The 13235-nt window shown below is 48.8% G+C and carries 11 protein-coding genes and 1 tRNA gene; 4 read left to right on the forward strand and 8 right to left on the reverse strand.

The window, feature by feature from the left end:
- Positions 1-4 precede the first annotated feature (4 nt).
- Entirely contained in the window at positions 5-1903 is a 1899-nt protein-coding gene (gene mutL / locus QVE43_RS06450) for a DNA mismatch repair endonuclease MutL (RefSeq protein WP_038028733.1), read from the forward strand.
- A gap of 40 nt (positions 1904-1943) precedes the next feature.
- On the opposite strand, the gene QVE43_RS06455 is transcribed toward mutL, so the two are convergent.
- Positions 1944-3416, reverse strand: a complete 1473-nt coding sequence (locus QVE43_RS06455) for a trypsin-like peptidase domain-containing protein (protein WP_288005301.1) — start codon at positions 3414-3416, stop codon at positions 1944-1946.
- Positions 3417-3625: 209 nt separating this feature from the next.
- Between QVE43_RS06455 and QVE43_RS06460 the strand changes: the two genes are divergently transcribed.
- A tRNA-Asn gene (locus QVE43_RS06460) sits at positions 3626-3699 on the forward strand.
- A 214-nt stretch (positions 3700-3913) separates the two neighbouring features.
- On the opposite strand, the gene QVE43_RS06465 is transcribed toward QVE43_RS06460, so the two are convergent.
- From QVE43_RS06465 to QVE43_RS06485, 5 genes are all read right to left on the reverse strand, one after another.
- On the reverse strand, positions 3914-4771 hold the full coding sequence (locus QVE43_RS06465) for a hypothetical protein (RefSeq protein ID WP_038028732.1): 858 nt from the start codon (positions 4769-4771) through the stop codon (positions 3914-3916).
- Between the two features lie 127 nt (positions 4772-4898).
- Entirely contained in the window at positions 4899-5885 is a 987-nt protein-coding gene (locus QVE43_RS06470; protein WP_288005304.1) for a hypothetical protein, read from the reverse strand.
- 138 nt (positions 5886-6023) lie between these two features.
- Positions 6024-6905: a hypothetical protein gene (locus QVE43_RS06475; protein WP_288005306.1), complete on the reverse strand. Its 882-nt coding sequence runs from the start codon at positions 6903-6905 to the stop codon at positions 6024-6026.
- 382 nt (positions 6906-7287) lie between these two features.
- Positions 7288-7923: a DUF4290 domain-containing protein gene (locus QVE43_RS06480; protein WP_288005309.1), complete on the reverse strand. Its 636-nt coding sequence runs from the start codon at positions 7921-7923 to the stop codon at positions 7288-7290.
- A 14-nt stretch (positions 7924-7937) separates the two neighbouring features.
- Positions 7938-10187, reverse strand: coding sequence for an ATP-dependent helicase (locus tag QVE43_RS06485; protein WP_288006496.1), 2250 nt, complete (start codon positions 10185-10187; stop codon positions 7938-7940).
- 121 nt (positions 10188-10308) lie between these two features.
- Between QVE43_RS06485 and QVE43_RS06490 the strand changes: the two genes are divergently transcribed.
- Both QVE43_RS06490 and QVE43_RS06495 read left to right on the forward strand, forming a co-directional pair.
- The gene (locus QVE43_RS06490; protein ID WP_288005312.1) at positions 10309-11304 is read left to right on the forward strand and encodes a WG repeat-containing protein; all 996 of its coding nucleotides are present in this window, start codon (positions 10309-10311) and stop codon (positions 11302-11304) included.
- Between the two features lie 108 nt (positions 11305-11412).
- Positions 11413-11988: a DJ-1/PfpI family protein gene (locus tag QVE43_RS06495; protein WP_288005314.1), complete on the forward strand. Its 576-nt coding sequence runs from the start codon at positions 11413-11415 to the stop codon at positions 11986-11988.
- A gap of 55 nt (positions 11989-12043) precedes the next feature.
- Here the strand turns inward: QVE43_RS06495 and QVE43_RS06500 are convergent, their stop codons facing one another.
- Entirely contained in the window at positions 12044-12643 is a 600-nt protein-coding gene (locus tag QVE43_RS06500; RefSeq protein ID WP_288005317.1) for a short chain dehydrogenase, read from the reverse strand.
- Between the two features lie 101 nt (positions 12644-12744).
- Positions 12745-13068 carry a hypothetical protein gene (locus tag QVE43_RS06505; protein WP_288005319.1) on the reverse strand — a complete coding sequence of 108 codons (324 nt, stop codon included), beginning with the start codon at positions 13066-13068 and terminating at the stop codon, positions 12745-12747.
- Positions 13069-13235: the final 167 nt, after the last annotated feature.

Consider the following 13235-nt stretch of genomic DNA (forward strand, 5'->3'; position numbering starts at 1 on the left):
GCCTATGACAGACCGTATTCGACTGTTACCGGACAATATAGCCAATCAAATAGCTGCCGGCGAGGTAGTACAGCGCCCTGCCTCGGTGGTCAAGGAGCTGCTTGAAAATGCCATCGATGCCGAAGCCTCACACATCAAGCTGATTGTAAAGGATGGCGGCAAGTCTTTGATTCAAGTGATAGACAACGGGGTGGGCATGTCGCCCAATGATGCGCGCATGAGCTTTGAGCGGCACGCTACCTCCAAAATCAAACAGGCCGAAGACCTCTTTCGCATCCGCACCATGGGCTTCCGGGGCGAAGCCTTGGCTTCTATTGCCGCCGTTGCCCAAGTGGAAATGAAGACACGCCTCAAAGGTGCCGATTTGGGAACGCTGTTGCGTATCGAAGGCTCGGAATTGATAGCTCAAGAAGAGGTCATATGCCCGGAAGGCACCTCCATCGCCGTCAAAAACTTGTTTTTCAATGTGCCGGCACGCCGCAAATTCCTAAAGTCGAATGCGGTGGAAATGCAGCATATTTTTCAAGAGTTTTACCGGGTAGCCTTGGCCTACCCCAACATTCACTTCGAACTGCATCATAACCAAGTGGAGGTGTACAACCTGCACCCAAGCAAACTAAGCCGCCGCATCGTTGATTTGTTTGGCAAGCAGTACCGCCAACAGCTTATCCCTTGCAAAGAAGAAACCCCTACGGTCAAAATCCACGGTTACATAGGCACGCCCCAGCAAGCCAAAAAGACACGGGGCGAGCAGTTTTTCTTTGTAAACAAGCGCTTCATCAAGCATGGTTATTTACACCATGCAGTCATGCAAGCCTATGCCGATACGCTCCCCGAAGGGAATTATCCCTTTTATTGTATCTTCATTGACATTGACCCCGAACAGGTGGACGTAAACGTACATCCCACCAAAACCGAAGTGAAATTTGAAGATGAGCGCACCCTCTATGCCTTTATGCTTACGGCCGTGCAGCGTGCTTTGGCTACCCACCATATCAAACCTTCGCTTGACTTCGAGGTAAACATTAACTTTCCGGAGTCGCTTTCCGATGTGCGCAGCATTCACACACAAGGCGAAGGGGGCACGGGCAGCAAAAGCAGTGGTAGTGGCAGTTTTCAATCGAAATTGCCTAAACAATCAACTAAAGACTGGAAACGCCTGTTCGAAGACTTCGAAGCAGAGCAGACACTGAATATACCACTGGAAGGCGAAGAGCTGGAGCTGTTTCAAAAAATACAAAAGCGCGAGCAGGAACAACAGAGTGGCAAAGTCATCAAGGTAAGCAGCCGCCTCAACCAAATCGACGATGAAGAAGAGAGCAGCAAGCAAGCTTTCAGTCCGGAAAGTGAGCCTGTCTTTCAATTGCACGAGCAATATTTGGTATCACAGGTAAAATCGGGCTTGCTGCTTATCAACATCAAAGCAGCCAAACAGCGTATTCTTTACGACCGCTTCCTGCAACAGATACGCTCCGGCAAACGCTTTGCCCAACAGGTGCTCTTCCCGGCGCGTGTCAGCCTGCCAGCTGCCGACCGCACTTTGTTACAAGAAATAAGCCCTCAACTGCAGCAAGTGGGCTTCGAACTGGAATTCCTGCAAAGTGGCGAGGTATTGGTGCGCAGTGTGCCTTCCGACCTGCAAGATGAACCACAGCATATTCTTGAGTCCTTTCTGGAGCAATACAAGCAAATGCATACCGACCTTTCTTTGGCACAAGATGAAAAGGTGGCACGCACCTTGGCTGCCCGGGCTGCTCACCGCCTGCCCAAGCGCTTGTCGCAGGAAGAAATGCAAAGCATGATTGCGCAGCTGTTTGCTTCCAGCAATCCCAACTTTTCGCCCTATGGCGAGCGCATCTTGGTAATTTTGGATGCACAGCAAATTGCCGCTATGTTTGAGTAGGTAGCCGGTGTGCTAAGTTGTGCGCACGGCTGCGCGGCGGCTACCACTCAATAGGATAGTATTGCCGGCTGCCGTTCGGGTAAATTCCCTCCATATACAGCACATGACGGTGGGCTTCGGCGCTCCGCAGTAGTTTTGCCAGTTGGGTGGCACTTTTTACCTTTACTTTCTTTCCGTTGATGCTCAGTTCTGTTACAATGAATCCCTTTTCCAGGCCGGCATTGAACAAAGGACCGGGGCGCAGCTGCAAAAGACGGGCACCGCTCTCCAGCTCGTAGCGGCTGAGCTCCTCACGGCTGAGGTTGGCCCATTCACCGCCCAAAGCAAAAGTGTGCACATTGTTGACTTTCTTGGCCACTGTCACGCCGCCCTTTACGTTGCGTAGCTTTGCCGATACGCTCAACGTTTTTCCATCACGCAAAAAGGTCACTTTCACCACTTCGCCCGGATAGTGCAAAGCAATGCGCTCTTGCAGTTCCGACATATTGCGCACCGGCAGGCTGTCCACCATCAGAATGATGTCGCCGGCCTTCAGTCCGGCTTCTTCGGCACCACTGTTGGCATTCACCGCCCTTATCAACACACCATTCAAGTGGGGCAGTTTGTAGGCACGCGCCGTTTCTATGTCCAAATCTTGGATTTGCACGCCCAAGATGGCACGCTGTACCTCACCATACTCAAGCAAGTCATAGGCTACCTTGCGCACCAAGTTGGAAGGCACGGCAAAAGAGTAGCCCGAATAACTGCCCGTTTGGCTGGCTATGGCTGTATTGATACCAATGAGCTCGCCCCGCAAGTTGACCAAAGCCCCTCCGCTATTGCCCGGGTTTACTACCGCATCGGTTTGCAGGAAAGATTCTATCTGCAGGCCGTCTTCTTCGCGTATGATGTTGATGTTTCTTGCTTTGGCACTGATGATGCCGGCCGTTACGGTGAAGCTCAGGTCAAAAGGGTTGCCCAATGCCAGCACCCACTCGCCTACTTGCACTTGGTCGGAATTGCCAAAGGGCAGGAAAGCCAAGCCGTCGGCATCTATTTTGAGCAATGCGAGGTCGGTACTGGAGTCTATGCCTATGACTTCGGCTTCAAAATAGCGCTGGTCCCACAAAAGAACTTGTATTTCATAAGCGCCCTCTATTACATGGTAATTGGTGATAAGATACCCGTCTTCGCTGATAAGCACACCCGAGCCGGTGGTTGTGCGCGGCACGTTGAAGCTACGGTCATGGAAGCTGTAAATGTGGTAATCTTCCTCTTCTTGTGGGGGACGCATGCGCGACTTGATATGCACAATGGCCGGTGCCGCCTTGTTGGCTGCTTGCAGGAAAACCCCTTCTTCTATTACCTTACCTTTCACCGCTGCCACGGGCCGGGACGAAAAGTCGGGCTGATGCTTGAGTGCCTCGGGCTTGGAGGGCGAACTCCACCATTGAAAGAGAAGCAAGACCACCACGGCACCCGCCGCTCCCCCTGCAAAAGGGCTTAAGAGTATATTTTTGATTTTATTGCTCATTGTCTCCTGTTCGTTTTTTTTAGAAAGTTAGCACGGCTTCATAAAAACAGCAAAAAGCATGCAAGAAAACATGGCTTTATTTTAAACTCTATAACAATTTGACAAACAATTAGTTGTTGGTTTTACCAAAAAAATTTTCACACAAATGCTTGCACAGTTTTTTTAAAGCTATTAATATTGCATCAGAATTCAGGAACAAAGAGCAACACTCCTCAGTAGCTCAGCTGGTTAGAGCACCTGACTGTTAATCAGGGGGTCGCTGGTTCGAGCCCAGCCTGAGGAGCACGAAACCCGCCAAAAGGCGGGTTTTCTTTTTCAAGAATTTTCTTCAAAGACAGGTCCAAATTATATCGATTCCGCTCGTCCAGTTCTAACGGCACGGAACGTGGTTTGTCATGCCAAAAAAGTAATAGATTTCTCGCTTACACTCAAAATGGCAAAGAAGAAACCCATCAAAAGGATGAAGCTCATCTATTTTTAGATTACATGCTCCTTTTTCATTGTGCTGCTTTTTGCTTCTCGCGGGCTTTCAAGGTTAGTTCTATGGCATACTCTGCGGAAGGCAGGGTGCTTATGAAAAGAAAGTATTGATTGGGTCTTTTAGGCACTTTTATTTCTTCCTCTTTGCTTAGAGTCACTTCTTTTGACCGGTCTTCGCTTGCTATTTCGTATTTCCACCCATCCGTTGTGTTCAATGTCACCTCATGCACAAATAGCAACCGATGCTTCGTCTCCTTCTTGTATCCCATCATCACAATCGGGTAGGCATTCAAACAGGCAACAAGCTTTGAGCCATCTGTAAAAGAAGCTTCAAGTTTCACTGCCGGCGAAATGAAGTATTTCGTGATATTGTATCCATCGGCACGCTGCTTCTCCTTTTCCAAATCCGGGCTGTCGTAAAAGTCTGTGTAAACCTGAAGCCCGGCGGGTGCTTCTTGATTAAGCTCGTGGCGGAAATGACTCAAAAAGTCGTATGCATACAACATCAGCAAGTAATTGAAACCGAGTGACTTGTACACACTCCATGATAAGGAGACATATAGAATCAAGCATATAACTGCTGAAGAAGCAAGGGGGAACATGACAAGCGTGAATCCCTCCATGTCCTTATCAATAGGATAGACGCCTATTATAATTAAAGCCAGTATAAAAAGTGCAACTGTGAGCATTCCTAAAAAAGAAAGCTCCCGCTTGGCTTTTGATACCACTTCATCTTCTCGTTTGACCTCTTCCAAGATGGACATAATTCGTCGCAGGGGCACAGCATGTAAATGAAAATAGTTCTCCTGCATATAAGGTTCTATCATATTCAGAATAGCTCTTCTTGCGTTGCCGGCTTTTGTAATGTTAATCATAGACTTATTTTTTTACTTTAAAATTTAACATACTTTCCTCATGAAATAACCATCATCACATAAGGTATCTTCGAAGCAAATCGTGTTTAGTTTAAGCAAGACAGAGCAGCTGTCAAAAAGCATTTATTCAATAGCTCTGCAGATTATAAAGGCGGCGATACGCCTCATACAGCAGCTTTTCGGTAACCCCCAACGACGGTGCCGCTTCAAGATGAATTGTATTCTTATCAGAATCAGACTCTACTTCTTCCAATTCGAACAGACGCACTGCCTGCCCCTTCCTTACCAGCTCTTCTATCTCTTCACCGGTCAGCTGATTGAACGCATCCGGCACACCGGCAGGAAGCAATACAACTTCATGGACAAAAAAAGAAAAATAAATGTAAGAGATCTTTACGTTATTACCGGTTCCGATTACTATACAATGCTTACGCCCGAACTCATGAATGGCAACACACAGGCGTGTATTGTCTGAAAGAGTAACATGCAACTGCAAAGAAGGCGACCATTCATAGTAATAACGCCAGCCTTCGTTTTCGACTTTCTCTTCCGTATCCAATAGTTGTTGCAAGGGGACGGGCAACTGCCCGTATGTTTCCGAACGGAACCTTTTCTTACGACTGCTGCTATACAATGGAATAACCGAAGCACTCAGGTCGATGGTTGCATCCCTGTGCAGTTCAGCATGCAAACGCTTCATCAAAGCGGGGGCATACTTCGAAAGCGTGTTGTTTATGCTAAGATTCATCAGAAGATTTGTAACTTCCGATGCAAGCATCCATCCTGCATAAATGGCAAGTATTGCGCAAAGAAAGACTACCAATATCGTTGCCGCTGCACTCATCCCTTTATAGGAAAGCGGGTTAAAGTAAATAAATGCAAGCGGCAGCAATAATATGAACACACCTATTGTCCCCACCGTAATGATGAAATTACTTACAGGGGCATCATAGAGATTTTTAAATCGCACATCCTGCTTACGCACCTCATTCAAAAAAGTCAACAACTCATTCGGCGGCATTCCCTGCATGTGTACTTGATCGCCTGTACGGTAGAGGCTCAAGAGCGCAAGGTTGGCAAAGCCGGCTTTGATCATTTCTCTAATTTCTTTCATTGATGCCATGGTACTCTCTTTGCAAAGACGTGGTGAGAAGCGAAAGCCCACAGATGGTAACTACCCAAAACTGACATGACAGTGAAAAGGCAGCCTCGTTGTGCAGATGCCTGTGGGCTTCCCTGTGATTGAGGCGGCTTATGCAGCCTGCCCGGGCTTCAGCATCTGATAAGCCCGGTAGAGCAGTTCCATGGTAATATCGACCGAAGGGGCCAAGTGTATAAGCGCTATCTTGTCTGTGCCGGTTTTGTGCTTCTCTTTTTTTGCCAGACGCACTTTGTCGCGCTTCTCGCCTTCTTTGATTTTTGTTTTGATACCTGCAACCGGTGAAGCCGTCAAGGTCATTTCGGTGGGAATTGCCAAGTTCACCTCATGCACAAAACGCAAGCCGTACTTCGTTTTGGTTTTAACCTTACCACGATAGTTTACCCGGGTTACGGTCTTTTCATAAGGGTATTCATGGATGATGGCACGCAGGCGCGACTTATCTGCCAGAACGGCGTCTATTTGTACCGAAGGGGATATTTCGTAATACTTGGTGCGTGTTCTTCCCCGTTTAGTTTTCTTTTTAAATGCCTCTTTGGAGTATCGCTCAGCCACAAAGGCTGTCAACGCAAGAGGTGCCTCTTCGGCGAGGTCGAAACGCACACGCTCCAGCAATTCAGGTACATACTGCGAAAGTGTATTGTTTACGTCGGCACGCTTCAATTGTGAATCGGCAATGAAGTAAAAAACAGTGAGAGCAATAAGCAGTACAAAACCTATAATGCCGGCAACTACCGACACAGCGGCCATTAGAAAAACACACCCCACCAAAAGGATTATCAACACCGCTAATAAAATATTTAGCCCTTTCCTTCCTTTATCGATGAACTCATCTTGTTCGCGTATTTGTGCCAGTAGCTTCAGCAAGTCGTCAAGAGGCAGGTTTTGGATATACAAGTGGTTGCCCTCCCGGTAGGGGCTCAACAGGTCTTCCACGACCTTGGCAGCTTTTTGCGCCCGGAGTATGCTTTTCATGGTTATACTTTTTCATGAACTTAAAAAAAACCGAGTAATAGACCTAATATTTGACGTAAAACATTCAGTCAGTTTGTCTTTTTCAGGAAAAAGGAAGCCGCCCGGCTTGCCGGATTGGTGTTGTCTTGCGCCTTTCACCGTTTAGAAGGCACCTTGTGCTGTGCCAACCGAAGGGGCGCCCCGCTTGCTCTTATCGCACGAAAGGTGCTTAGACGTTTTGCTTTCGCTGAGTTTGAAAATAAACCAAAACGCTAAGAAAACGCTAAGCTTTATAAAAGCTGAAAACGGGACTTGTTTCGGCTGTTGCAGATGCACGCAAATAGAAAAACCGGCACTCATCTTTAAAGAATGCCGGTTTCAATGCCAAGGCGCATGCAGCGGACTACGAGCGGCGCTTGCGTTTCTTTTTATTTTGCTTACCGTTGCTGTGTCCGTTGCCGTTGCGGTTTTTACTGCTGCGCACACTCAGGTTATCGAAAAGCCCCAATGACTCTGCCTCTTCCAAAGAGAAAGGCAAGTCGGTGCCTGTCATCTCTTTCAGGTGTTGATAAATCACGGCATTTTCCACACTGTCTTGATTCCATGACAGGCTTTGCATTTTCATCAGGCTGCCGATGTATGCGAAAGTTATTTTGCGCTCTTCTTCGTCTTCTATGGTTTTTGCCATCGCAATCAAGCGCTCTATGTTGCGCCCATAGTGCTTGTATTTCAAATCTTTTTGTGGATAAGGTACGGGGTCGGGGCGGCGATTGAGCTGCTCCGGGTCGGGCATGGGAAAGGGGGCATCCACATCCAAGCGGAAGTCCGTCATAATAAACAAGTCGTCCCACAGTTTGTTATACACATCCTCGCCGTCGCCATAGTTGGGCAGCATGTCTTTCATAAGCTCCACCAACGCATGGGCGTAATCGGTACGCTTCTGCCGGTCTTCAATGGTGAGCAGATACTCTGCCAAGCCTTGTATATTACGCCCGTATTCGAGCAACTTAAGGGGTTTTTTCTGTTGGTATTCAAACATAATTGTATTGTTTTTTAATCGTTGGGGTGTACTCTCAATTTGGCAAATTTCAGCAACAGGGTTTTTTGTCCTACTTCATCAAATTGGATGGTAGCTTTTTTGCCGTCGCCGCTGCCTTCTACGGTCAACACGCGTCCAAATCCGAACTTTTTGTGCTCTACTCGCGCGCCTTCCACCACCAAGCCAATGTCGCTGGGTTGGAAATCTGCCGGCGGGCGATAGCTTGTCGCCTTTGGCGGCATTTGGTTTTGCTTGTACTGCCGGATGGCACTTGCCAAGTGCGCTTTGGTATCGTCACCATTGGGGCGGCTGCTTGCCATGCTGCCCCGCCAGTCAAGATAAGCCGGAGGAATCTCCTGTAAGAAACGGCTGGGGGTGCGGTCTTTTAAGTTACCGTAAATATAACGTTTTTTGGCGAAAGAAAGCGTAAGGCGCTCTTTCGCCCGTGTCATGGCTACATAAAACAAGCGGCGCTCTTCTTCGAGCTCTTCGGCTGTGCCCGATGAAATATAGGACGGGAAAAGCTCTTCTTCCATGCCTACAACATATACCTGCCGGAACTCAAGCCCTTTGGCACCGTGCACGGTCATCAATGACACGGCTTCTTCGTCGTCCTCGGCTTCGTCCACCGAAGTAAGCAGCGCCACTTCCTGCAGGAAAGCACTCAGGCTTTTATCTTCCCTGTTGGGGTCTTGCACAAACGCCTGCACACCATTCAAAAACTCTTGTATGTTTTCGTAACGGACGATGCCCTCCACACTCTTATCTTCATAATATTCTTTGAGCAAGCCCGAGCGCCGTACCACTTCGGTGGCTACCTCGTAAGCATCCCGCTCTTGAATCATCAGCCTGAAAGCTTCTATCATCACCGTAAACTCCTCGATGGCACTGAGGGTGTTGCCTTTCAAATAACGGCTTGCTTGCTTCAGAGCGCCCCACAGCCCCAAGCCTTCGGTGCGGGCAGCTATCAGCACCTTATCGACGGTTACGCTGCCCAAGCCCCGCTTCGGAAAGTTTATAATACGCTTGAAAGCCTCTTCGTCATTGGGGTTGAGCGCCAGCCGCAAGTAAGATAGGATGTCCTTAATTTCTTTTCGCTGATAAAACGATATACCTCCTATGATGCGGTATTTGATGCCGGCGCGGCGCAGAGCCTCCTCAAAAGCCCTCGACTGCGCATTGGTGCGATACAAAATGGCAATTTCGCTGTTGGGCAGTTGTTTTTTGAATTTCTGCTCTTGAAGGTCATCCACCACCAGGCGTGCCTCTTCGTTGTCGCTCCATGCTTCTATCACCTTAATCAACTCCCCTCTGGGATTGCCCGTCCACACTTTTTTGGGCAGTTGGTTTTGGTTGTGGGCAATCAGCTCATTGGCTGCCTCCACTATCACTTGTGTAGAGCGGTAGTTCTGCTCGAGCCGTACCACCACCGCTTCGGGATAGTCCTTTTGAAAGTTCAGGATATTGCGTATGTCGGCACCACGGAAGGCATAAATACTTTGGGCGTCATCGCCCACCACACCTATGTTGCGGTGCACGTTGGCAAGCTTGCGTATAATCCAATACTGCGCCAAGTTGGTATCCTGAAATTCATCGACCATGATAAACTGAAAACGGTGCTGGTATTTGTTCAGCACGTCGAGGTGGTCACGGAAAAGGATGTTGGTATTGAACAGCAGGTCGTCAAAATCCATGGCGTTGGCTTTGAAACAACGCTCTTGGTACGTTTTGTAAATAGTGCCTATATGCGGGCGGTTGGCAGCTTCATCCTCCGCCAGAAAAATAGGATTTGACAGATACTCCCGGTAAGAAATCAGGCTGTTTTTCAAGAGCGATATACGCCCGTGCACATACGCCGGACGATACAGCTTGTCATCCAAATTCAGCTCTTTGACAATGCTTTTGATAAGCGAACGCGAGTCGTCGGTATCGTAAATCGTAAAATCACGGCTATACCCTAAGCGCTCGCCTTCAATGCGCAGAATCTTGGCAAAGACCGAGTGAAAGGTACCCATCCACAGGCTGCGCGCTTCGGTGCCTACAATGCGCTCGATACGCTCGCGCATTTCACCGGCTGCTTTGTTGGTAAATGTAAGTGCCAATATTTGAAAGGGCTCCACGCCCAACTCCATCAAGCGGGCAATACGGAAGGTAAGCACACGCGTTTTTCCCGAACCTGCCCCTGCTATGACCATCAATGGGCCTTCCACATGCTCTACGGCTTGCCGCTGGGGCTCGTTCAATGTAGCCAAATACTGCTCCATGCTTTCTTGTGAATTCATGGGGGCAATTTACGAAAAACAAGGCACTTCAAGCGTCTGCCTCCCGTTATTTGCTTCTTGTGGCAACAACGCTTATCTTATTTCAAACAAACACTTTACTCCCATGAAAAAACATCACATTCTCTTTTGGCTGCCTCTCCTTCTTTTTTTGTGCCTGTCAAGCGGCTGCTCCAAGAAAAACCTTCTGCAAAGCCAAAGCACAACTACCGGTCTGTATCCTTACCGGCAGGGTGAGCTTTGGGGTTTTTGTAACCGGCAAAAGCAGATACGCATCCCGTGCCGGTACGACTACGTGGAGCCGTTCAGTGAGGGGCTGGCCAAGGTGATACGTCATGGCAGCGTGGGCTTTGTCGATACTTCCGGCAAAGAAGTGATTGCATTAATCTACGACGATGCCGGCGCTTTTAGCGAAGGAATGGCCAAGGTGAAACACAAGGGAAAATGGGGGTTTATCAACCGGCAAGGGCAGTGGGTTATTGCGCCCCGCTATGAGGCGGCTTCTTCTTTTCGAAATGGTTATGCCGTCATTAGCCTGCACGGGAAACAAGGCATCATCGACCGGCAAGGAAGAGAAATAGTGGCTGCACGCTATGAACAAATAGAGCCGTTTCACGAAAAAAGGGCTGCGGTGTTGCGCAACGGCCAATGGGGGTTCGTCAATACGAAAGGTGAAGAAATAGTGCCACCGGTTTATGAAGAAGTGGGTCCTTTCCGGGAAGGCTTAGCCCCTGTACGCCGCAACGAAGTCGTAATTCCCGGACCTTTTGAAGTGGCTTTTGAGTTCATCAACGGCTTGGCAATGATACGCCAAGGCCGGCACTTCGGCTTCATCAACCACCAAGGCGAGATGGTGATTCCCCCTGTTTTTGATGATGTATGGCATTTTCAGTTTCCGGAATACACATGGGTTGCACAAAACGGCAAGTATGGGTTCATCAACCGGAAGGGACAAGCCATTCTCCCTTTGAAATATGCAGAAGCTTACCTGGTATCGAAAGAAATGGCTGAAGTGAAGCTGTTCAATGGAAAAATCGGCTATGTGGGCTTGCACGGTGCCGAGTTTTGGGATGAAGCCGACGCCGCGCCTCAAGCCCCCTGACCTTCATACTAAAAACACAAAAAATTCACGGAAAAACAACATCAATTACTTGATTTTCAAAGACAAAAAAACTAATGTCATGACATGTTCAACTAAATCTTTACAATCATGAAAAAAGTACTGCTGCTTACCGGCGACTACGCCGAAGACTACGAAACCATGGTACCCTACCAAATGCTACTGATGGTAGGCTACGAAGTGCATGCCGTTTGCCCCGGTAAAAAGAAAGGGGAAAAAGTGCGTACGGCCATTCACGACTTCGAAGGCGAGCAAACCTACAGCGAAAAGCCGGGACACTGGTTTACCCTGTCCTATTCTTTCGATGAGGTGCAGCCCGAACAATACGACGGCCTGGTCATTGCCGGTGGACGGGCGCCCGAATACCTGCGCCTCAATAAACGCGTGCTCGACATCGTGCGCCACTTCTTCGAAGCCGACAAGCCGGTAGCCGCCATTTGCCATGGCATACAAATCCTTACGGCTGCGGGCGTGGTAAAAGGGCGCACCTTGACCGCCTATCCGGCAGTGGGTCCGGAAGTAACGCTTGCCGGTGGTACTTTCAAAGAAGTGCCTGCCGACCAGGCCGTGGTAGATGGCAATCTGGTAACAGCGCCTGCATGGCCTGCTCATCCGGCTTTCATTCGCGAATTTTTGAAGCTCATGCGGGAAAAAATCCCTGCCTAAGCAAAAAAAAGCGTTTACACTTCATGGGTAGTGGCAATCCACTACCCATGTTTTTTTAATACACCTGCACAATTTGCCCATGTATGCGTCCTTCTACACTCTTGGTATAAGCCTTTATCACCCGCTCCATAGATACGGGCACATGTCCGGGAAAATAAGAGGCATAGCGTTCGGCTGCCGGCTCCACCAAACCGGGTGATACCACGTTCAAACGCACCCCATAAGGCATTTCCAAAGATGCTGCCTTCACAAAGCTGTGCAACGCACCATTGACCATCGCCGCCGAAGTGGTCTGATAAACCGGATCATCGGCTAAAATACCTGTAGTAAGCGTAATGGAACCTCCGGCTTTTACATAGCGGGCGCCTATCTGCACCACTCGCACCTGCCCCATCAATTTGGACTCCAGCCCTATCCGAAAATCTTCTTCGCTCATTTCTTCAAAAGGCGCCCAACGCGCTTCCCCTGCCGTGCATACTACCGCATCGAGCGCACCGGTCTGTGCAAACAACTGCTCAATGGAATCACGGGAGCACAAATCAACCTTCAATGAGCTGCGTGCATAAGAAGCTTCCGGCACTTCGTTCTTGTCTTTCCATGCATGCACCAGAGCGCTACCAATAATGCCCGTGGCGCCTATGACTAAAATTTTCATGCCTCGAATATTAAAACATTGAACACCTCAGTAAGCAGAACTATTTCGAGCAAAGCAAAAGGCATATACAGGGACAGCCGCCCGCCCCCGCTGCCCCTGCTCTACGATTTACAACAGCTGCTTGCCGCAGTAATCGCCTCGCCCTCGCCTTCTGTTTGCTCCGGTGCCGACCACTCGGCATCTTGATGAAAATAGTAAATTTCCAACCAATTTCCCTCCGGGTCCTGCACCCAAAACTTATCTTGAATGGCATAACAGCAGTTCACCCCCTTTTCTTCACGCACGGCTATGTTCTGTGCCAAGCAATGCTTTTTCCAAGCTTCGACCTCTTGTGGGGAGCTCACCCTTATGCCCAAGTGTCCGGGTACGGCAGCTGCCATTTCCGGTTTCAACACAAACGACAACACCCACGGCGGAACGTCCAAGTCGTATTTGGCATAGTCTTCCCGTCTTTTGTCGGGCTGGCTGACCCAAAAACGCGGCTGTAAAAGTCGGTCATTGCTTCAATATCTCGTGTGTAGAGGCTGATGTGTACTTTGGGTGATACGGTTAGCTGATTCATGGTTTTTGATTTTTAGGTTATTGCAATATT

It is taken from the genome of Thermonema sp., assembly GCF_026003375.1.
Taxonomy (GTDB): Bacteria; Bacteroidota; Bacteroidia; order Cytophagales; family Thermonemataceae; genus Thermonema; species Thermonema rossianum.